At 61.9% G+C, this 20,417-nt stretch carries 18 protein-coding genes; 1 reads left to right on the top strand and 17 read right to left on the bottom strand.

Translation table 11 applies throughout. From position 1 onward, the window contains the following. Positions 1–15 precede the first annotated feature (15 nt). Positions 16–870, bottom strand: coding sequence for an S-formylglutathione hydrolase (gene fghA / locus FQ668_RS07275; RefSeq protein WP_014592130.1), 855 nt, complete (start codon positions 868–870; stop codon positions 16–18). Between the two features lie 8 nt (positions 871–878). Further along, positions 879–1,991 (bottom strand): S-(hydroxymethyl)glutathione dehydrogenase/class III alcohol dehydrogenase, encoded by a 1,113-nt coding sequence (locus tag FQ668_RS07270; protein ID WP_014592131.1) that lies wholly within the window; start codon positions 1,989–1,991, stop codon positions 879–881. A gap of 107 nt (positions 1,992–2,098) precedes the next feature. Here FQ668_RS07270 and FQ668_RS07265 point away from each other — a divergent pair, with 107 nt between their 5' ends. Further along, positions 2,099–2,995, top strand: coding sequence for a LysR substrate-binding domain-containing protein (locus tag FQ668_RS07265; RefSeq protein ID WP_014592132.1), 897 nt, complete (start codon positions 2,099–2,101; stop codon positions 2,993–2,995). A 133-nt stretch (positions 2,996–3,128) separates the two neighbouring features. Here the strand turns inward: FQ668_RS07265 and ispD are convergent, their stop codons facing one another. From ispD to bamA, 15 genes are all read right to left on the bottom strand, one after another. After that, the gene (gene ispD / locus FQ668_RS07260; RefSeq protein ID WP_014592133.1) at positions 3,129–3,836 is read right to left on the bottom strand and encodes a 2-C-methyl-D-erythritol 4-phosphate cytidylyltransferase; all 708 of its coding nucleotides are present in this window, start codon (positions 3,834–3,836) and stop codon (positions 3,129–3,131) included. Continuing rightward, a complete protein-coding gene (gene ftsB / locus FQ668_RS07255; protein WP_004576849.1) occupies positions 3,833–4,114 on the bottom strand; it encodes a cell division protein FtsB in 282 nt (93 codons plus the stop codon). Before ftsB ends, ispD begins: the two co-directional genes overlap by 4 nt. 168 nt (positions 4,115–4,282) lie before the next feature. Further along, positions 4,283–5,572 (bottom strand): phosphopyruvate hydratase, encoded by a 1,290-nt coding sequence (gene eno / locus FQ668_RS07250; protein ID WP_003252333.1) that lies wholly within the window; start codon positions 5,570–5,572, stop codon positions 4,283–4,285. 154 nt (positions 5,573–5,726) lie between these two features. After that, the gene (kdsA, locus tag FQ668_RS07245) at positions 5,727–6,572 is read right to left on the bottom strand and encodes a 3-deoxy-8-phosphooctulonate synthase (protein ID WP_010952685.1); all 846 of its coding nucleotides are present in this window, start codon (positions 6,570–6,572) and stop codon (positions 5,727–5,729) included. Positions 6,573–6,575: 3 nt separating this feature from the next. Further along, entirely contained in the window at positions 6,576–8,204 is a 1,629-nt protein-coding gene (locus FQ668_RS07240) for a CTP synthase (RefSeq protein ID WP_012270851.1), read from the bottom strand. Between the two features lie 267 nt (positions 8,205–8,471). After that, positions 8,472–9,755, bottom strand: a complete 1,284-nt coding sequence (gene tilS / locus FQ668_RS07235) for a tRNA lysidine(34) synthetase TilS (protein ID WP_019436656.1) — start codon at positions 9,753–9,755, stop codon at positions 8,472–8,474. Between the two features lie 171 nt (positions 9,756–9,926). Continuing rightward, entirely contained in the window at positions 9,927–10,874 is a 948-nt protein-coding gene (locus FQ668_RS07225; RefSeq protein WP_003252323.1) for an acetyl-CoA carboxylase carboxyltransferase subunit alpha, read from the bottom strand. Positions 10,875–10,980: 106 nt separating this feature from the next. Next, on the bottom strand, positions 10,981–14,505 hold the full coding sequence (gene dnaE / locus FQ668_RS07220; RefSeq protein ID WP_014592135.1) for a DNA polymerase III subunit alpha: 3,525 nt from the start codon (positions 14,503–14,505) through the stop codon (positions 10,981–10,983). 185 nt (positions 14,506–14,690) lie between these two features. Beyond that, positions 14,691–15,314, bottom strand: coding sequence for a ribonuclease HII (gene rnhB, locus FQ668_RS07215; protein ID WP_003252319.1), 624 nt, complete (start codon positions 15,312–15,314; stop codon positions 14,691–14,693). A gap of 1 nt (position 15,315) precedes the next feature. Then, positions 15,316–16,443, bottom strand: a complete 1,128-nt coding sequence (lpxB, locus tag FQ668_RS07210) for a lipid-A-disaccharide synthase (protein WP_014754275.1) — start codon at positions 16,441–16,443, stop codon at positions 15,316–15,318. 1 nt (position 16,444) lies between these two features. Continuing rightward, complete coding sequence (lpxA, locus tag FQ668_RS07205; protein ID WP_010952681.1) at positions 16,445–17,221, bottom strand: acyl-ACP--UDP-N-acetylglucosamine O-acyltransferase; 777 nt, start codon at positions 17,219–17,221, stop codon at positions 16,445–16,447. Beyond that, positions 17,218–17,658 (bottom strand): 3-hydroxyacyl-ACP dehydratase FabZ, encoded by a 441-nt coding sequence (gene fabZ, locus FQ668_RS07200; RefSeq protein WP_003252314.1) that lies wholly within the window; start codon positions 17,656–17,658, stop codon positions 17,218–17,220. Before fabZ ends, lpxA begins: the two co-directional genes overlap by 4 nt. A gap of 114 nt (positions 17,659–17,772) precedes the next feature. Then, positions 17,773–18,828, bottom strand: a complete 1,056-nt coding sequence (gene lpxD / locus FQ668_RS07195) for a UDP-3-O-(3-hydroxymyristoyl)glucosamine N-acyltransferase (protein WP_014592137.1) — start codon at positions 18,826–18,828, stop codon at positions 17,773–17,775. A gap of 1 nt (position 18,829) precedes the next feature. Further along, positions 18,830–19,333, bottom strand: coding sequence for an OmpH family outer membrane protein (locus FQ668_RS07190; RefSeq protein WP_003252311.1), 504 nt, complete (start codon positions 19,331–19,333; stop codon positions 18,830–18,832). A gap of 44 nt (positions 19,334–19,377) precedes the next feature. Further along, a partial coding sequence (gene bamA / locus FQ668_RS07185; RefSeq protein ID WP_144179951.1) for an outer membrane protein assembly factor BamA occupies positions 19,378–20,417 on the bottom strand: 1,040 nt, incomplete at its 5' end.

The following is a 20,417-nucleotide window of genomic DNA, read 5'->3' as shown; positions in this document are numbered from 1 at the left end:
CTCCCACAGGAGGCGTTAAACCCGCCCCAGTGCCACCGCATGATGGCGCAGGTGTTCCTCGATGAAGCTGGCAATGAAGTAGTAGCTATGGTCATAACCCGGCTGCATACGCAGGGTCATTTCATGGCCTCCTTTGCGTGCCGCCTGTTCCAGCGCTTCAGGCTTGAGTTGCTTCTCGAGGAAGTCGTCACGGTCGCCCTGGTCCACCAGCAACGGCGGGCATTGGCCAGCAGGGGTTTCGGCCAGCAGCACGCTGGCATCCCACTCACGCCAGCGTCCACGGTCTTCACCCAGGTAGCGGCTGAAGGCCTTCTCGCCCCACGGACAATCCATCGGATTGCTGATCGGCGAGAATGCCGACACCGAGCGGTAGCGCCCCGGATTGCGCAAGGCGCACACCAGCGCGCCATGCCCACCCATGGAGTGGCCGCTGATGCTGCGCTCGCCCGACGCCGGGAAGTGTGCCTCGATCAGGGCTGGCAACTCCTCCACCACGTAGTCGTGCATGCGGTAGTGCTGGGCCCAGGGTTGCTGGGTGGCGTTGAGGTAGAAGCCAGCACCCAGGCCGAAGTCCCAGGCGCCGTCCGGATCGCCCGGCACCTGCTCGCCGCGCGGGCTGGTATCAGGGGCAACGATGATCAGCCCCAGCTCGGCGGCCAGACGCTGGGCGCCGGCCTTCTGCATGAAGTTCTCGTCGGTGCAGGTGAGGCCGCTGAGCCAGTAAAGCACCGGCAGCTTTTCGCCCTGCTCGGCCTGCGGTGGCAGGTACACAGCGAACACCATATCGCAACCCAGCACCTTGGAATGATGCCGGTAACGCTTGTGCCAGCCGCCGAAGCTCTTCTGGCAGGAGATGTTATCCAGGCTCATGGCAGACCTCAGAAGTGGATCACGCTGCGGATGCTCTTGCCTTCATGCATCAGGTCGAAGGCCTTGTTGATGTCTTCCAGACCCATCGTGTGGGTGATGAAGGTGTCCAGCGGGATCTCGCCTTTCTCGGACATTTCCACGTAGCTCGGCAGCTCGCTGCGGCCACGTACGCCGCCGAACGCCGAACCACGCCAAACCCGACCGGTAACCAGCTGGAACGGACGCGTGGAAATTTCCTGGCCGGCACCGGCCACACCGATGATGACCGACTCACCCCAGCCCTTGTGGCAGCATTCCAGGGCGGCGCGCATCAGTTGAACGTTGCCGATGCACTCGAAGGAGAAGTCCACGCCACCATCGGTGAGGTCGACGATCACTTCCTGGATCGGGCGATCGTAGTCTTTCGGGTTGACGCAATCGGTAGCACCCAATTGGCGGGCGATTTCGAACTTGGCCGGGTTGATGTCGATGGCGATGATACGCGAGGCCTTGGCCTTGACCGCACCGATCACGGCCGACAGGCCAATGCCACCGAGGCCGAAGATGGCCACGGTATCACCCGGCTTGACCTTGGCAGTGTTGAGCACCGCGCCGATACCGGTGGTGACGCCGCAGCCCAGCAGGCAGACCTTTTCCAGTGGTGCTTCTTTCTGGATCTTGGCCACGGAAATTTCCGGCAGCACGGTGTATTCGGAGAACGTCGAGGTGCCCATGTAGTGGAACAGCTGCTGGCCCTTGTACGAGAAGCGCGTGGTGCCGTCCGGCATCAGGCCCTTGCCCTGGGTGGCGCGGATGGCCTGGCACAGGTTGGTCTTGCCCGAGAGGCAGAACTTGCACTTGCCGCATTCCGGGGTGTACAGCGGGATGACGTGGTCACCCACGGCGAGCGAGGTCACCCCCTCGCCTACCGCTTCGACGATGGCACCGCCCTCGTGGCCGAGGATCGACGGGAAGATACCTTCCGGGTCAGCACCGGACAGGGTATAGGCATCGGTGTGGCAGACACCGCTGGCGACCACGCGCAGCAGCACTTCACCGGCCTTTGGCATGGCCACGTCGACTTCGACGATTTCCAGGGGTTTCTTGGCTTCGAAGGCTACGGCAGCACGGGACTTGATCATCAAAGGTCTCCAGACAGTGGATCGATTCAGTCTTGCAGTGTAATTCAGCGCCTTTTGATGAATAATCAGGCCAAAGACAAAACATTATTGCCACACAGGGATAATCGATGAGCAGCCGATGGGAAGGCATCGACGAATTTGTCGCCGTGGCCGAATCGGGCCAGTTCACTGCCGCCGCCGAACGCCTTGGGGTTTCCTCATCGCACATCAGCCGGCAGATCGCCCGGCTGGAGGACCGCCTGCAAACGCGCCTGCTGTATCGCAGTACCCGCCGGGTAACCTTGAGCGAAGCCGGGCAGACCTTCCTGCAGCATTGCCAACGCTTGCAGGATGGCCGCGAGGAAGCGCTGCGCGCCATGGGCGACCTGGCCAGCGAACCCAAGGGCTTGCTGCGCATGACGTGCGCTGTGGCCTACGGCGAGCGCTTCATCGTGCCGCTGGTGACGCGATTCATGGCGCTGTACCCGCAGCTGCGCGTGGATGTGGAGCTGAGCAACCACACCCTCGACCTGCTGCATGAAGGCATGGACCTGGCCATCCGCCTGGGCCGCCTGGCCGACTCTCGCTTGGTGGCTACCCGCCTGGCGCCAAGGCGCATGTACCTGTGCGCCTCGCCGGCCTATCTTGAGCGCTATGGCCGGCCACACAGCCTGTCGGAGCTGGCGCGGCACAATTGCCTGGTGGGGAGTTCGGACTTGTGGGCACTACAGCAGGATGGCCGTGAGATCAGCCAGCGGGTACAGGGTAACTGGCGCTGCAACAGTGGCCAGGCAGTGCTGGATGCGGCGCTGCAAGGGATCGGGTTGTGCCAGTTGCCGGATTACTACGTGCTGGAACACCTGAACAGTGGTTCACTGGTGTCGCTGCTGGAGGCGCACCAACCGCCGAATACGGCGGTATGGGCGCTGTATCCGCAGCAGAGGCACCTGTCGCCGAAGGTACGGCGGCTGGTGGATTACCTGAAGGAGGGGTTGGCAGGGTTGCCGGAATATCGTTTCGGCTGACGGGATGTGCTGCAGGTACTGGCCTCTTCGCGGGTGAACCCGCTCCTACGACGGCCTGTGTCCAACCACCGGTGTGTGTCTACCACCGTGTAGGAGCGGGTTTACCCGCGAAGAGGCCGGCCCAGGAGAACGCTCAGCGTTTACCCGCCCAGCGCTGGCGCAACCATTCGAGATCTTCGGGCCGGGTCACCTTTATGTTGTCACTGCGCCCTTCCACCAGCCGCGGCGCCTGACCGGACCATTCGATGGCCGAGGCTTCATCGGTCACCACCACATCCGACACCAGGCACTCAGCCAGCGCCCGGTGCAACGCTCCAAGGCGGAACATCTGCGGTGTGTACGCCTGCCAGATCGTGCTGCGGTCCACGGTAGCACTCACTCGGCCATGGCTGTCGGCACGCTTGAGGGTGTCGCGCGCCGGCACCGCCAGCAGGCCACCCACCGGGTCGTTCGCCAGCTCCGACAACAGTTTGTCCAGATCGCTGCGCGCCAGGTTCGGCCGCGCAGCATCGTGCACCAGCACCCAGTCGCTGTCCCCCGCACCCTGGGCATGCAGCACCAGCAAGGCGTTAAGCACCGAGTCAGCGCGTTCACGCCCGCCCGCCGCGCACTGGATGCGGGGGTCGCTGGCGCAGCGCAGGCCAGGCCAGTACGGGTCGTCTTCGGCAATGCTGACCACCACGCCCTTGAGCGCAGGGTGGCCAAGAAAACAGTCGAGGCTGTGCTCGAGAAGGGTCTGCCCAGCCAGCTCCAAGTATTGCTTGGGGCGGTCGGCAGCCATGCGGGCACCTACACCCGCAGCAGGAATCACGGCCCAGAAGGCCGGCAAGGTATCGATCATTTCTGTGGCAACTGGAAGAGGGTTTCGCCCTCTTTGACCATCCCCAATTCATGGCGGGCCCGCTCTTCAACGGTCTCCATGCCTTTTTTCAGCTCTAGCACTTCAGCATCGAGCACACGATTACGCTCGAGCAAGCGCTCGTTTTCGGCATGCTGATCGGCAATCTGCTGCTTCAATTCGGTCACTTGCGCAAGGCTGCCGTTACCCACCCACAGGCGGTACTGCAGGCCACCCAACAGCAAGAGCAGAACGAGGAACAACCAATAGGGACTGCGCATCACGTTATCCAGGTTAAAAAGGCTGCCGCGTACTTTTTACTTCGGGGCCTCGAATAGCACGAAGCCTGGCCGAGGCCAGGCTTCGTCGACAGAAACCCGTTAGTACGTAGGAAAGTTCAGTACGAACGTTCCTACAACTCCGGCTGCTGCCTTTTTACCATCTCTTGCTTAGCCGCGAAACTCGGCACGACCGCGGTAAACCGCTTTGGCGCCCAGTTGCTCTTCGATGCGCAGCAGCTGGTTGTACTTGGAAACGCGGTCGGAACGGCACAGCGAGCCCGTCTTGATCTGGCCAGCAGCAGTACCCACAGCCAGGTCGGCAATGGTCGAGTCTTCGGTTTCACCGGAACGGTGCGAGATCACTGCAGTGTAACCAGCAGCCTTGGCCATCTGGATGGCTTCCAGGGTTTCGGTCAGCGAGCCGATCTGGTTGAACTTGATCAGGATCGAGTTACCGATGCCCTTCTCGATGCCTTCCTTGAGGATCTTGGTGTTGGTCACGAACAGGTCGTCACCGACCAGCTGGACTTTTTCACCGATCTTGTCAGTGAGGATTTTCCAGCCAGCCCAGTCGGACTCGTCCAGGCCGTCTTCGATCGAAATGATCGGGAAACGCTCGGTCAGGCCTTTCAGGTAGTCGGCGAAGCCTTCGGCGTCGAACGACTTGCCTTCGCCGGACAGGTTGTACTTGCCGTCTTCGTAGAATTCGGAAGCCGCGCAGTCCAGGGCCAGGGTCACGTCGGTGCCCAGCTTGTAGCCGGCTTTTTCGACAGCTTCAGCGATGGCGCCCAGGGCGTCTTCGTTGGATGCCAGGTTAGGGGCGAAACCACCTTCATCACCTACGGCGGTGTTCAGGCCACGGGCCTTCAGTACAGCCTTGAGGTGGTGGAAGATTTCGGTACCCATGCGCAGGCCGTCAGAGAAGGTCTTGGCGCCAACTGGCTGAACCATGAACTCCTGGATGTCGACGTTGTTGTCGGCGTGCTCGCCACCGTTGATGATGTTCATCATCGGAACCGGCATCGAGTACTGGCCCGGGGTGCCGTTCAGGTTGGCGATGTGCGCGTACAGCGGCAGGTCCTGGTCCTGTGCAGCAGCTTTGGCGGCAGCCAGGGAAACAGCCAGGATGGCGTTGGCGCCCAGCTTGGCCTTGTTCTCGGTACCGTCCAGTTCGATCATGGCGCGGTCCAGAGCCTTCTGGTCGGAAGGATCCTTGCCCAGCAGCAGGTCACGGATCGGACCGTTGATGTTGGCGACAGCCTTCAGCACGCCCTTGCCCAGGTAACGGCTCTTGTCGCCATCACGCAGCTCCAGCGCTTCGCGCGAGCCGGTAGAAGCACCGGACGGCGCGCAAGCGCTGCCGATGATGCCGTTGTCGAGCAGTACATCGGCTTCCACAGTGGGGTTGCCACGCGAATCGAGAACTTCACGACCTTTGATGTCGACGATTTTTGCCATTGTTGTAAGCACTCCAGAATTTGACGAAAACAACTTAGCTTAGGAAATTCTTGCCGTTCACCGGGCGAACTTGCTTTGGGCAGGCCTGATGAAGGGAGCCCCTGACCGACTGGTCAGGGGCGGATCGGGCGGTACTTTACCCGAGAAATGAGCTTTACGCGGTTTCTACCGTCGGAAAACTTTTCACCAGGTCGTCCAATTGCTTGAGCTGGACCAGGAACGGCTCCAGTTTATCCAGGCGCAGGGCGCATGGGCCGTCGCACTTGGCGTTGTCCGGGTCGGGGTGGGCTTCGAGGAAAAGCCCGGCCAGGCCCTGACTCATGCCGGCCTTGGCCAGGTCAGTGACCTGAGCCCGACGACCGCCGGCGGAATCGGCGCGGCCACCCGGCATCTGCAGGGCGTGGGTCACGTCGAAGAACACCGGGTACTCGAACTGCTTCATGATGCCGAAGCCCAGCATGTCGACCACCAGGTTGTTGTAGCCGAAGCTCGAACCACGTTCGCAGAGTATCAACTGGTCGTTACCGGCCTCTTCGCACTTGGCCAGGATGTGTTTCATTTCCTGAGGTGCGAGGAACTGAGCCTTCTTGATGTTGATCACCACGCCGGTCTTGGCCATGGCCACCACCAGATCAGTCTGCCGCGACAGGAAAGCCGGCAGCTGGATGATGTCGCATACCTTGGCGACGGGCTCGGCCTGGTAAGGCTCGTGCACGTCGGTGATCACCGGCACGTTGAAGGTGCGCTTGATCTCTTCGAAGATCTTCAGCCCCTCTTCCATGCCAGGGCCACGGTAGGACGTTACCGACGAACGGTTGGCCTTGTCGAAGCTGGCCTTGAACACGTACGGGATACCGAGCTTCTCGGTAACCCGCACGTACTCTTCGCAGACCTTCATCGCCAGGTCACGGGATTCCAGAACGTTCATGCCGCCGAACAGGACGAACGGCTTGTCGTTGGCGATCTCGATGTTACCGACGCGAATGATCTTCTGGGTCATCGATCAGGCCTTGTTCTTCTGGGCCAGGGCTGCCTTGACGAAACCACTGAACAGCGGGTGGCCGTCACGCGGGGTGGAGGTGAACTCCGGGTGGAACTGGCAGGCGACGAACCATGGGTGGTCCTTGGACTCGACCACTTCCACCAGCGCGCCGTCTTCGGAACGGCCGGAAACCACCAGACCAGCGTCCACCAGTTGTGGCAGCAGGTTGTTGTTCACTTCGTAGCGGTGACGGTGACGCTCGGTGATCACGTCCTTGCCGTAGCAGTCGTGCACCTTGGAACCGGCAGCCAGCTGGCAGTCCTGTGCGCCCAGGCGCATGGTGCCGCCCAGGTCGGAAGCCTCGTCGCGGGTCTCGACGGCACCGGTGGCATCGGCCCACTCGGTGATCAGGCCGACCACTGGGTGGCCGCTGTTACGGTCGAACTCGGTGGAGTTGGCGTCTTTCCAGCCCATCACATTACGGGCGAATTCGATGACGGCCACCTGCATGCCCAGGCAGATACCCAGGTACGGCACCTTGTTCTCACGGGCGTATTGCACCGCGGTGATCTTGCCTTCCACACCGCGCAGGCCGAAACCGCCCGGTACCAGGATGGCATCGGCGCCTTCGAGCAGGCTGGTGCCCTGGTTCTCGATGTCTTCCGAATCGATGTAGCGCAGGTTGACCTTGGTCCGGTTGGTGATGCCGGCGTGGCTCATCGCTTCGATCAGCGATTTGTACGCATCCAGCAGCTCCATGTACTTGCCGACCATCGCGATGGTCACTTCGTGCTCCGGGTTGAGCTTGGCATCGACTACCTTGTCCCACTCGGACAGGTCGGCGCCATTGCACTGCAGGCCGAAGCGCTCGACGACGAAGTCGTCCAGGCCCTGCGCGTGCAGTACGCCCGGGATCTTGTAGATGGTGTCGACGTCTTCCAGCGAAATCACCGCACGCTCTTCAACGTTGGTGAACAGCGCGATCTTGCGACGCGACGAAGCATCGACCGGGTGGTCGGAGCGGCAGATCAGCACGTCAGGCTGCAGGCCGATGGAGCGCAGCTCCTTGACCGAGTGCTGGGTCGGCTTGGTCTTGGTTTCGCCAGCGGTGGCGATGTACGGGACCAGGGTCAGGTGCATCAGCATGGCCCGCTTGGAGCCCACTTCGACACGCAGCTGGCGAATCGCCTCGAGGAACGGCTGCGACTCGATATCACCCACGGTACCGCCGATCTCCACCAGGGCCACGTCGGCATCGCCGGCACCCTTGATGATGCGACGCTTGATTTCGTCGGTGATGTGCGGGATGACCTGGATGGTCGCGCCCAGATAATCACCACGACGCTCTTTGCGAAGCACGTGCTCGTAGATACGGCCGGTGGTGAAGTTGTTGTTCTGGGTCATGGTGGTGCGGATGAACCGCTCGTAGTGCCCCAGGTCGAGGTCGGTCTCGGCGCCATCGTGGGTGACGAACACTTCACCGTGCTGGAACGGGCTCATGGTGCCCGGGTCGACGTTGATGTACGGATCCAGCTTGAGCATGGTGACCTTCAGGCCCCGCGCTTCCAGGATGGCCGCCAGGGAAGCCGAGGCAATGCCTTTCCCCAATGAAGAAACAACACCGCCCGTGACGAATATGTAGCGCGTCATGAAAAACCCTAGAAGTCTGCGTTAAGGCGGCCAGCGCCGCCGGAGAAAGCGAAGGAAGGCCGAAGCCCCCGATCACCTGCGTCAATCACAGTGCATCTCGAAAAACTGCCGCGTCTGTACAGCCAGGGTATACCCGGCATGGCGTTCGCTCGTCATTTCCAGAATCAGCTCGGCAAAAAACTGCTTGGTAATCGGCAACTCCTGTGTTTTCGCGGAACCCACAGAAGTTGTATCAAGAAGGGAGGGTAGTCTACCGGAATGTACCCTTCAGCTCAAACCTTGCGCGTTCGTCGGTAACTGCCAGTGCAGTTGGCAATCCGCCTGCACCAGCCCGGGCAGGTTGGCCACCGCCAGCAGGCGTTCGCCGTGATACAGCAACGGCAGGCGCGAGCGCAGGAAATGCGGCACCTGCTGTTCGTTGAGCAGGCGCTTGAGGTCCCGCCGGCCACGGCCGGGAACCGCCAGCATTTCACCACCCTGACGGTAGGCAATGCGCAACCCGCTCGGCACGGCTGCGCCAACAAGACGCACGCAACCATTGCCGGGCAACCGCAACGGCCCATCAGGGTCGGGCCAGGCCAGCGAGCCAGCCGGTTGCTGTAGCCAATCACCGCTCAGCCACCAGATGCGCCCGTGGCTACGCACCAACCGTCCATCGGCAAGCCGCCAGACTGGCCGGGCATCGGCAGCGGCATCGCGCAGGTCTGCCCAGCCGGCCCAGTGCCGGGTATCGGGCAAACGGGTGCGCTGGCTCAGCCAGTACTGCAAGGCATTGCGCTGACGGGCCGGCGATAACGCCAGCAGGGCGGCCAGGTCGAGGGAATCCAGCCCCGGCCAGGCGATGGGCGCCCCCTTGCCCGCAAGCGCCAGATCCTCTTGGGCCAATTCGTCCAGCAAACTCAGCGCCTCGCCCAGATGCTCTGCTGCACGGGCGAAGTTCTGGCTGGCCTGTGGCCAACGTTGCTGCAAGTGCGGCATCACCTCGCCGCGCAGGTAGTTGCGGGCGAATTGTATGTCGAGGTTTGACGGGTCTTCGATCCAGGTCAGCCCTTGGGCTTGGGCATAATCCTGCAAATGTTGCCGGGAACAGGCCAGCAACGGCCTGACCAGGCGGCCCTGCCCCAGCGTCCGCTGCCCCGGCATTGCCGCCAGGCCACGCAGGCCGGCGCCGCGCAACAGGCGGAACAGCAGGGTCTCGGCCTGGTCGTCGCGGTGCTGGCCGGTGAACAGGATATCGCCCGGGCCGAGCACTTGCCTGAAGGCGGCATAGCGCGCATCTCGGGCCGCCTGTTCCAGGCTGGCGCCTGGGGAGATCTGGACGTGGATGACCTGGAGTTCAACGTCGAAATTGTCGCAGATGGCTTGGCAGTGGGCGGGCCAGGCGTCGGCAGCAGCTTGCAGGCCGTGGTGGATATGGATGGCGCGCAGCGGGGGGGATGCGTGGTTGCGGGCGTATTCGGCCAGCAGGTGCAGGAGGACGGTGGAATCGAGGCCGCCGGAGAAGGCGACGTGCCAGGTGGGGGCGTTGAGCCAAGGAGTGAGGTTGATCATCTAGCCCTCGCTCGATTCCAGAAAGCATTCGCGGGCATGCCCGCTCCCACACGTACGGCGCAAGCCTCAAGGGCAGCGCAATACCTGTAGGAGCGGGTTTACCCGCGAACACCGGCGAAGCCGGTGCCATCAATCACAAGGGCCGTAAAACGGCCCCGGGGCAAATCAGAATCAGAGGCCGTAGCTCATCAGGCGCTCGTAACGACGGGCCAGCAGCGCATCGTTGTCGAACTTGCCGAGCATGTCCAGCTGCTGCACCAGATCGGCACGGATGCTTTCGGACATCTTGGCCGGATCACGGTGGGCGCCGCCCAGCGGCTCCTGGATGACCTTGTCGACAATGTTCAGGCTCTTCAGACGCTCGGCGGTGATGCCCATGGCCTCGGCCGCATCTGCTGCTTTATCGGCAGTTTTCCACAGAATCGAAGCACAGCCTTCCGGCGAGATCACCGAGTAGGTGGAGTACTGCAGCATGTTCAGTTGGTCGCACACGCCAATGGCCAGTGCACCACCGGAACCACCCTCACCAATCACGGTAGCGATGATCGGGGTTTTCAGGCGTGCCATGACCCGCAGGTTCCAGGCGATGGCTTCACTCTGGTTGCGCTCTTCGGCGTCGATGCCCGGGTAGGCGCCCGGCGTGTCGATGAAGGTCAGGATCGGCATCTTGAAGCGTTCGGCCATTTCCATCAGGCGACAGGCCTTGCGGTAGCCTTCCGGGCGCGGCATGCCGAAGTTGCGACGCACTTTCTCGCGCACTTCACGGCCCTTCTGGTGGCCAATGACCATGACCGGCTTGCCGTCCAGGCGCGCAGTACCACCCACGATGGCGGCGTCGTCAGAGAAGTGACGGTCCCCGTGCAGCTCTTCGAACTCGGTGAAGATGTGCTCCAGGTAGTCCAGGGTGTAAGGACGACGCGGGTGACGGGCCAGGCGGGCGATCTGCCAGCTGGTCAGGTTGCCGAAGATGCTTTCGGTCAGGGTGTTGCTCTTGTCTTGCAGACGGGCAATTTCATCGCTGATGTTCAGCGAGTTGTCGTTGCCCACCAGGCGCAGGCCTTCGATCTTGGCTTGCAGGTCGGCAATCGGCTGTTCGAAGTCGAGGAAATTCGGGTTCATAGTCATCCGTCTTGGGTCTACGGCCAGGCGGCCGGCCGGTTGATCCGTTTGGCGCCATACCTTAAGGGATCAGGCGCATTCAGGTCGAGATTAAATTTTTGTCGGTTCAACGATATTGCAGGAAGACGTTCTCACGCCCGAACTGGTCACGCAGCGCCTGAATCAGCCCATCGGCCGGGTCGATCGCCCACTGCTCGCCAAACTGCAGCATGGCCTTGGCGTCACTGCCGGTGTACTCCAGCGTGATCGGGCAAGCACCGCGATGGCGGGTGATCAGCTCGCCCAGCCACTTCAGCCGGTCGCCCTTCAGTGCGTCGTGCGCCACCTTCAGGCGCAGGCTCTCGGCCAGCTTGGTGCGTGCGTCTTCCATGGTCATCACCTGCTTCACCCGAAGGCGCAAGCCCCCGGAGAAGTCGTCATTGCTGACTTCGCCTTCCACCACCACCATGGCATCGGTCTGCAGCAAGGACTGTGCCGCCATGAAGGCATCGGCAAACAGCGATGCCTCGATTCGCCCGGAACGGTCATCCAGGGTGACGAAGCCCATCTTGTCGCCCTTCTTGTTCTTCATCACCCGCAGGGCAATGATCATGCCCGCGATGGTCTGGGTTTCGCGCGACGGCTTGAGATCGACGATGCGCTGACGGGCGAAGCGGCGGATCTCGGTCTCGTACTCGTCGATCGGGTGGCCGGTGAGGTACAGGCCAAGGGTGTCTTTCTCCCCCTTCAGACGCTCTTTGAGGGTGAGCTCGCGCACCTTGCGATGGTTGGCATAGACGTCGATATCTGCCGCGTCGAACATGCTGCCGAACAGGTCGACATGACCACTGTCAGCGGTATGCGCAGCCTGCTCGGCGGCCTTGATGGCCTCGCCCAGCGCCGACAGCAAGGTTGCCCGGTTGATGTCGATGTTGGCGTGGTAGGCCTTGATCTCGTCATGGAAGTGCGGGCCAAGGCGGTCCAGCGCGCCACTGCGCACCAGCGCATCAAGGGTACGCTTGTTGACCCGCTTGAGGTCGATGCGTTCACAGAAATCGAACAGGTCCTTGAACGGACCGCCTTGGGCACGCGCCTCGACAATCGCCTCCACCGGGCCTTCGCCGACACCCTTGATGGCGCCAAGGCCGTAGACGATACGGCCGTCGTTGTTGACGGTGAACTTGAAGTCCGAGAAGTTCACGTCCGGCGCGTCGAGGCGCAGCTTCATGCTGCGCACCTCCTCCACCAGCACCACCACCTTGTCGGTGTTGTGCATATCCGCCGACAGGACCGCGGCCATGAACGGCGCCGGGTAGTGGGTTTTCAGCCAGGCGGTCTGGTACGACACCAGGCCATAGGCGGCGGAGTGGGATTTGTTGAAGCCGTAGCCCGCGAACTTCTCTACCAGGTCGAAGATGTTACCGGCGAGGTCCGCATCGATATTGTTGGCTACGCAACCTTCGATGAAACCACCGCGCTGCTTGGCCATTTCCTCGGGCTTTTTCTTACCCATGGCCCGGCGCAGCATGTCGGCGCCACCCAGGGTGTAACCCGCCATCACCTGGGCGATCTGCATCACCTGTTCCTGGTACAGGATGATGCCGTAGGTTGGCGCCAGCACCGGCTTGAGGCCTTCGTACTGGTAGTCGGAGTGCGGGTAGGCCAGCTCGGCGCGGCCGTGCTTGCGGTTGATGAAGTCGTCCACCATGCCCGATTGCAGCGGGCCCGGGCGGAACAGCGCAACCAGTGCGATCAGGTCTTCCAGGCAGTCGGGTTTGAGCTTCTTGATCAGCTCCTTCATGCCACGCGATTCAAGCTGGAACACCGCCGTGGTTTCGGCCTTCTGCAGCAGCTCGTAAGTCTTGCGGTCGTCCAGCGGGATGAAGTCGATGTTGAGGTCGGGCAGGTTCTTCTTGGCCTGCTCGCGATTGATGATCTCCATCGCCCACTTGATGATGGTCAAGGTACGCAGGCCGAGGAAGTCGAACTTCACCAGGCCGGCGGCCTCGACGTCATCCTTGTCGAACTGGGTTACCAGGCCACCGCCCTCTTCATCACAGGCGATCGGCGAAAAGTCGGTGAGTTTGGTCGGTGCGATAACCACACCACCGGCGTGCTTGCCGGTACCCCGGGTCACACCCTCCAGCTTCAGGGCCATGTCCCAGATTTCACGGGCGTCTTCATCGCCCTTGAGGAAGTCACGCAGGATTTCTTCCTGCTCGTAGGCCTTCTCCAGGGTCATGCCCACTTCGAAGGGGATCATCTTCGACAGGCGGTCGGCCAGGCCATAGGATTTGCCTTGCACCCGCGCCACGTCACGCACCACCGCCTTGGCGGCCATGGTACCGAAGGTGATGATCTGGCTCACCGCATTACGGCCGTAGGCCTCGGCCACGTAGTCGATCACCCGGTCACGGCCGTCCATGCAGAAGTCGACGTCGAAGTCGGGCATGGAAACACGTTCAGGGTTGAGGAAGCGCTCGAACAGCAGGTCGTAGGCCAGCGGGTCGAGATCGGTGATCTTCAGTACATAGGCCACCAGCGAACCAGCACCCGAACCGCGGCCCGGGCCAACCGGTACATCGTTGTTCTTGGCCCACTTGATGAAGTCCATAACAATCAGGAAGTAACCGGGGAAGCCCATCTGGATGATGATGTCCAGCTCGAACTTCAGGCGGTCCAGGTAAACCTGACGCTTTTCTTCGTAATTGGGCGTGGTCTCTTTCGGCCACAGTACGGCCAGGCGCTCTTCCAGGCCTTCGTGGGCCACATGCCTCAGGTAGTCGTCGATGCCCATGCCGTTGGGCGTGGGGAAGTCAGGCAGGAAGTACTTGCCCAGCTGCACCTGGATGTTGCAGCGCTTGGCAATTTCGACGGTGTTGGCAATGGCGTCGGGCAGGTCACTGAAGAGCTCGGCCATTTCCTCGGCCGACTTCAGGTACTGTTGGTCGCTGTAGCAACGCGGACGGCGCGGGTCATCGAGGGTCCAGCCCTCGCCGATACAGACGCGGGTTTCGTGGGCGTCAAAGTCCGCCTGCTTGATGAAACGTACGTCGTTGGTAGCCACCAGCGGGGCGCCAAGCTTGTCGGCCAATGCCACCGCCGCGTGCACGTATTCTTCGTCGCGTGCGCGATTGGTGCGCTGCACTTCAACGTAGAAGCGCTCGGGGAACATGCCCATCCAGTCCTGAAGAAGCGCTTCGGCTTCGTCTTGCCGACCCGCCAGCAGCGCCATGCCAATGTCGCCCTCCTTACCCGCGGACAGGGCAATCAGGCCCTCGCTGGCAGGGGCGATCCATTCACGCTGGAGGATGACCAGGCCATTGCGCTGGCCATCGGTCCAGCCGCGCGAGATCAGTTCGGTGAGGTTGCGATAGCCCTTGGGGTCCATGGCCAGGAAGCAGATGCGCGACAGCGGGGCATCCGGGTCGGCACCGGCCAGCCACAGGTCGGCACCGCAGATCGGTTTGATGCCGGCGCCCATGGCAGTCTTGTAGAACTTCACCAGCGAGCACATGTTGCTCTGATCGGTGATCGCGACCGCCGGCATGTTCATCCCGGTCAGCGCCTTGGCCAGCGGTTTGATCCGCACCAGGCCGTCGACCAGCGAGAATTCGGAGTGGACGCGCAGGTGAACGAAGGGAACCGACATGGAAGATCCTGTAGCAGAGCTTAACGACAAGGGCGGGATTGTAGCCTAACTAGGGGCTTTTTTTGGGGCTGCTTTGCAGCCCTTCGCGGGCACGCCCGCTCCCACAGGTACGGCCCCGCTGCTCAGACCGAAGAATCCTGTGGGAGCGGGCGTGCCCGCGAAGGGCCGCAAAGCGGCCCCAATGGTCAGATCAGGGAATCGGTGACGCCTTCGCGCGCTTCCCAGGCCGCCCGCACCGGGGCGAAGGAGCGCCGATGAATGGGCGTAGGCCCAAGGCGCGCCAACGCCTCCAGATGCACCGGGGTCGGGTAGCCCTTGTGCCCGCCAATGCCATAACCCGGGTAGATCAGTTCGAACGCACTCATCTCCCGATCACGGGTCACCTTGGCCAGGATCGATGCCGCCGCAATGGCCGGCACCTGGCTATCCCCCTTGACCACCGGTGCCGCCGGCACCGCCAGCTTCGGGCAGCGATTGCCATCGATCAGGGCCAGTTTCGGCGTAATGTGCAAGCCCTCCACTGCCCGCTGCATGGCCAGCATGGTGGCCTGCAGGATGTTCAGGCTGTCGATTTCCTCGACTTCGGCGCGGGCGATGCAGAAGCTCAAGGCCTTTTCGCAGATCTCGTCGAACAGCGCCTCACGCCTGGCTTCGGTGAGTTTCTTCGAATCGTTCAGACCGAGAATCGGCCGCGCGGGATCAAGAATCACTGCCGCCGTTACCACCGCGCCGCACAGGGGGCCACGGCCCACTTCGTCAACGCCGGCGACCAGGTCTTCTACCAGGTTGAAGTCCAGTCCAATTTGCATGTCAGCGGTCCTTGAGCAGGGCCAGTACCGCCTCGGCCGCCTGATTGGAGGCGTCACGGCGCAGGGTGCGGTGAATTTCGTCGAAACGTTCGGTCTGCTGGCTTCCATCGCGCACCAGCGGCGCCAGGGTGTTGGCCAGCGCTTCGCTGGTAGCGTCGTCCTGCAGCAACTCGGGCACCAGCTCTCGCTGGGCCAGCAGGTTCGGCAATGACACGTAAGGGCTTTTCACCAGGCGCTTGAGAATCCAGAAGGTCAAGGGCGCCAGGCGGTACGCCACCACCATCGGCCGCTTGTACAGCAGCGCCTCAAGGGTGGCGGTACCCGAGGCGATCAGCACCGCGTCACAGGCCGCCAGGGCTTGGTGCGACTGGCCATCAAGTAGGGTCAGCGGCAGTTGGCGCCCTTCAAGCATCTGTTCGATCTGGGCGCGCCGCGTGGCGTTGGCGCAGGGCAACACGAAGCGCACACCGGGCACTTGTTGGCAGAGGCGCTCGGCGGCGTCGAGGAACAGCGCGCCCAGGCGCCCTACTTCGCCACCCCGGCTGCCCGGCATCAACGCCACCACCGGCCCCTCGCCCAGGCCCAGCGCGACGCGCGCGGCCGGGCGGTCGGCTTCAAGCGGGATGGTGTCTGCCAGCGGGTGGCCGACAAAACGCACTGGCACACCCTGCTCTTCGTAGAACCGCGCCTCGAACGGCAGCAGCGTGAGCATCAGGTCGCAGCCTTCGCGGATCTTCAGCACGCGCTTCTGCCGCCAGGCCCACACTGACGGGCTGACATAGTGCACGGTCTTGATCCCGGCCTGGCGCAGCTTCAGCTCGATGTTGAGGGTGAAGTCAGGGGCGTCGATGCCGATGAATACGTCGGGCTTTTCTTCGATCAGGGTCTGGATCAGCAGCTTGCGGCGCTTGAGCAGCTCGCGCAGACGCCCCAGTACCTCGACCAGCCCCATGACGGCCAGGCGTTCCATGGGGAAATAGGATTGCAGGCCCTCGGCCTCCATCAAGGGGCCGCCAACCCCGATGAAACGCACGTCGGGGTGGCGTGCCTTGAGGGCACGCATCAAGCCTGAACCAAGAATATCGCCACTGGCCTCACCCGCAACCAGCGCTACGCAAAGCTGAGCCATATCAGCGCGTGATGCCGCGAGCGGAGCTCAGGATCGACTGACGGAACAGCTCGACCTCAGGGTGTTGCGTGGCCGGTTCGGCCAGCTCCTTGAGCGCGTCTTCGACGGTCAGGCCCTGACGGTAGACAATCTTGTAGCAACGACGCAGCACATGGATCACCTCGTCGCTGAAACCGCGGCGGCGCATACCCTCGAAGTTCATGCTGCGGGCTTCGGCCGGGCTGCCGAACACGGTAACGAAGGCCGGTACGTCCTTGCCAATGGCCGTGCCCATGCCGGAAAACGCGTGGGCGCCAATATGGCAGTACTGGTGCACCAGGGTGTAACCGGACAGGATCGCCCAGTCACCCACATGTACATGACCTGCCAACGCCGTATTGTTGACCAGGATGCAGTGGTTGCCGATGACGCTGTCGTGGCCAATGTGGGCATAGGCCATGATCAGGTTATGGTCGCCCACGGTGGTTTCCGCACGGTCCTGAACAGTACCGCGGTGGATGGTCACCCCTTCGCGAATCACATTGTGATCACCGATCACCAGGCGCGTCGGCTCACCCTTGTACTTAAGGTCCGGGGTGTCTTCACCGATCGAGGAAAACTGAAAGATACGGTTGTGCTTGCCGATGCGGGTCGGGCCTTTGAGCACAACATGCGGGCCGATAACGGTGCCCTCCCCGATTTCTACATCAGGGCCAACGATCGACCAAGGGCCGACCTCGACGCCGTCGGCCAGCTTGGCCGACGGATCGATAATGGCCCGAGGATCAATCGAATTCATAGGGAGCGTTCCGCGCAGGTGATTTCTGCCGAGCAGACCGGCTTGCCATCGACAAGGGCGCGGCACTCGAACTTCCAGATCATGCTTTTACGGCTGAGGAACTTGGCTTCCAGCACAAGCTGGTCACCCGGCAGAACCGGCTGACGGAAACGCAGTTTGTCGGAACCGACAAAGTAGTACAGGGTGCCATCGGCCGGCTTGGCATCGAGCATCTTGAAACCAAGGATGCCGGCCGCCTGGGCCATGGCTTCGATGATCAGGACACCCGGCATGATCGGGTGTGCCGGGAAGTGGCCATTGAAAAACGGCTCATTGATGCTGACATTCTTGTAGGCACGAATGCTCTGGGCCTCGAAGTCCAGATCCGTCACACGGTCTACCAGCAGGAACGGGTAGCGGTGAGGCAGGTATTCGCGAATCTCGTTGATGTCCATCATTTCGGTGGGGAAGCCTGTAATAAGAATAGGGAGCGCAGGTGCTGACCACACGCTCCTTTTGCAATCCAAAGAGGAGCCAGCTAGCGACTGTTCACTCTTGCTCAGGGAATGGTATCAGCCTTCTGATGTCGGCAGGCCACCTGAGGTCACGGTATCGACGCGTTTTTCCAGCTGCTGGAGACGCTTGGCCATGTCGTCCAGGTGGCGGATACGCGCGGCGCTCTTGCGCCAGTCAGCCAGCGGCTGCATGGCAGTGCCGGAAGAATAGGAACCCGGTTCAGTGATCGAACGGGTAACCATGGTCATTCCGGAAACGAAAACGTTATCGCAAATATCGATGTGCCCAACCAGCCCCACACCACCGGCCAGCATGCAGTGCTTGCCGATGCGCGTGCTGCCGGAGATTCCGACGCAAGCGGCCATGGCAGTGTGATCACCGATCTGCACGTTGTGAGCGATCTGGATCTGGTTATCCAGCTTGACCCCGTCGCCGATCCGGGTGTCGGACAGCGCGCCACGGTCAACAGCAGTATTGACGCCGATCTCCACGTCATCACCAATGGTGACGCCGCCGATCTGTGCAATCTTGCGCCAGATGCCCTTCTCGTTGGCAAAGCCGAAGCCCTCGCCGCCGATCACGGCACCCGACTGGATGACCACACGCTTACCGATGGTCACGTCGTGATACAGCGTGACCCGCGGTGCCAGCCAACCACCTTCACCGACCACACAGCGGGCACCGATGAAGCAGTGTGCGCCGATGCTGACGTTGGCGCCGATGCGCGCACCACTTTCGATGACCGCGAACGGCCCGATGCTGGCGCTGGCGTCCACCTGGGCATCTTCCGCCACCACGGCGCTGGGATGTATTCCCGCCTCAGCCTTGGGTTTGGGATCGAACAGGTGGGAAATCCGCGCGTAAGCCAGGTACGGGTCCGCCACGATCAGGGTATTGCCGGCAAAGCTTTCGGCATCCGCAGCCTTGAGCAGCACCGCGCCGGCCTGGCTGTTATCCAGGTACTTGCGGTACTGCGGGTTGGCGAGGAAGCTCAACTGCGTCGGGCCAGCCTCTTGCAAGGTGGCCAGCCCGGTAATCTGCAGCGCCTCGGGCCCCTTTAGGGTAGCTCCGAGTACCTCGGCCAGCTGGCCTAGCGTCATGGTCACACTCATATCAACGGGCTTGGTTCATGCGCTCGATGACTTGGCGGGTGATGTCGTACTGAGGTTTGACATCGATGACCGCACCACGCTCGAGGACCAGGTCGTAGCCGCCCTTCTTGATCACTTCCTCGACAGCACCATCCAGCTTCGGCTTCAGTTGCTTGAGCATGTCGCGATCAGCAACGGCCTTGGCTTCGTTCAGTTCCTTGGACTGGAACTGGAAATCGCGGGCCTTTTGCTTGAACTCGAGCTCCAAGCGCTCACGCTCCTGCTGCTGCATCTTGTCGCCGCCCTTGATCAGACGGTCCTGGATGCCCTTGGCACTGCTTTCCAGGCTTTTCAGCTTGGTCAGTTGCGGACCGAATTTCTTCTCGGCATCAACCGCATACTTCTTGGCAGCATCCGACTCGAGCAGGGCCATCTGGTAGTTCAGGACGGCAACCTTCATTTCGGCGAAAGCCGGGGTGGCGACCAGCGCCGCGGCCACTACGGCCAATTGAGCCAATTTACGCACGATGCACTCCTGGATAAACCGTTGTCATTAAGCAAGGGCCGACCTTAGAAGGTCTGGCCCAGAGAGAATTGGAACACCTGGGTATCGGCATCGTCCGGCTTCTTGACCGGCATTGCCAGGCTGAAGCTCAGCGGGCCCAGTGCGGTAATCCAGGTCACGCCCAGGCCGACCGAACTGGCCATGCCCGAGAATCCGACCTTCTCGCAATCAGGTTTGTTGCCGCAATTGGTGTCGAACACGTTACCCACGTCCCAGAACACGGAAGTGCGCAGTGAACGCTGGTCCTTGACGAACGGCAGCGGGAACAGCAGCTCGGCACCGCCTTGTACCAGCACGTTACCACCAAACGGCAACGGATCCTGATCCGGGTCGGCGATGGTGCCTGGCTTGCCACCTGCGGCCTCGCCGATGCTCGGGGTACTACGCGGGCCCAGGCTGCTGTCCTTGAAGCCACGGACGGAGTTGAAACCACCTGCGAAATAGTTCTCGTAGAACGGCAGACCGGAGGTGCTACCGTAACCATCACCATAGCCCAGCTCGGTATGCAGGCGCAGGGTGTAGTCGCTGGTGATCGGCTTGAACAGCTGGCCACGGTAGTCAAGCTTGAAGAACGACAGGTCGCTGCCCGGAACGGTGGACTCCAGGGTCAGGCTTTGCGAGTGACCACGGGTGGCCAGTACGCCTTTGTTCAGGGTCGACTCGGACCAGCCGATCGAGGCCTTGAAGTTCAGGAAGTTGTCACCTTCCTGCTCGAGGAAGTCGAAGATCTCGTCAACGGTGTACTTGCCGGTCTTGATCTTGTCCTGCTGCACGCTCAGGCCGTAGGTCAGGCGCGAGGTTTCGCTGATCGGGTAGCCCAGGCTGACGCCGGCACCGTAGCTGTCCACCGCATAGCTGGCAACGTCGACGTCGAGGTCGTCGTAATCGGTGCTGCGGTAGAAGGCGTTGTAGCCCAGGCTGACGCCATCGGCGGTGAAGTAGGGATCAACGAAGCCGAAGTTGTAACGGGTCTGGTATTCCGAACGGGTCAGGCCGATGGATACCTTGTTACCGGTACCGAGGAAGTTGCTCTGGCTGATCGAAC

The sequence above is a fragment of the Pseudomonas sp. Kh14 genome (assembly GCF_900291005.1).
Classification (GTDB): domain Bacteria; phylum Pseudomonadota; class Gammaproteobacteria; order Pseudomonadales; family Pseudomonadaceae; genus Aquipseudomonas; species Aquipseudomonas alloputida.
The sequence above is the reverse complement of the archived record's forward strand: the minus strand, read 5'-3'. Positions and strand labels throughout refer to the sequence as shown.

Coding starts and splice junctions, on each gene's coding strand:
- lpxA (WP_010952681.1), bottom strand. CDS start 17,221: ATGAATTCGATTGATCCTCGGGCCATTATCGATCCGTCGGCCAAGCTG.
- lpxB (WP_014754275.1), bottom strand. CDS start 16,443: ATGGCTCAGCTTTGCGTAGCGCTGGTTGCGGGTGAGGCCAGTGGCGAT.
- FQ668_RS07265 (WP_014592132.1), top strand. CDS start 2,099: ATGAGCAGCCGATGGGAAGGCATCGACGAATTTGTCGCCGTGGCCGAA.
- eno (WP_003252333.1), bottom strand. CDS start 5,572: ATGGCAAAAATCGTCGACATCAAAGGTCGTGAAGTTCTCGATTCGCGT.
- dnaE (WP_014592135.1), bottom strand. CDS start 14,505: ATGTCGGTTCCCTTCGTTCACCTGCGCGTCCACTCCGAATTCTCGCTG.
- ftsB (WP_004576849.1), bottom strand. CDS start 4,114: ATGCGCAGTCCCTATTGGTTGTTCCTCGTTCTGCTCTTGCTGTTGGGT.
- rnhB (WP_003252319.1), bottom strand. CDS start 15,314: ATGCAAATTGGACTGGACTTCAACCTGGTAGAAGACCTGGTCGCCGGC.
- fabZ (WP_003252314.1), bottom strand. CDS start 17,658: ATGATGGACATCAACGAGATTCGCGAATACCTGCCTCACCGCTACCCG.
- ispD (WP_014592133.1), bottom strand. CDS start 3,836: ATGATCGATACCTTGCCGGCCTTCTGGGCCGTGATTCCTGCTGCGGGT.
- tilS (WP_019436656.1), bottom strand. CDS start 9,755: ATGATCAACCTCACTCCTTGGCTCAACGCCCCCACCTGGCACGTCGCC.
- FQ668_RS07225 (WP_003252323.1), bottom strand. CDS start 10,874: ATGAACCCGAATTTCCTCGACTTCGAACAGCCGATTGCCGACCTGCAA.
- FQ668_RS07240 (WP_012270851.1), bottom strand. CDS start 8,204: ATGACGCGCTACATATTCGTCACGGGCGGTGTTGTTTCTTCATTGGGG.
- fghA (WP_014592130.1), bottom strand. CDS start 870: ATGAGCCTGGATAACATCTCCTGCCAGAAGAGCTTCGGCGGCTGGCAC.
- FQ668_RS07270 (WP_014592131.1), bottom strand. CDS start 1,991: ATGATCAAGTCCCGTGCTGCCGTAGCCTTCGAAGCCAAGAAACCCCTG.
- lpxD (WP_014592137.1), bottom strand. CDS start 18,828: ATGAGTGTGACCATGACGCTAGGCCAGCTGGCCGAGGTACTCGGAGCT.
- kdsA (WP_010952685.1), bottom strand. CDS start 6,572: ATGACCCAGAAGATCATTCGCGTCGGTAACATCGAGATCGCCAACGAC.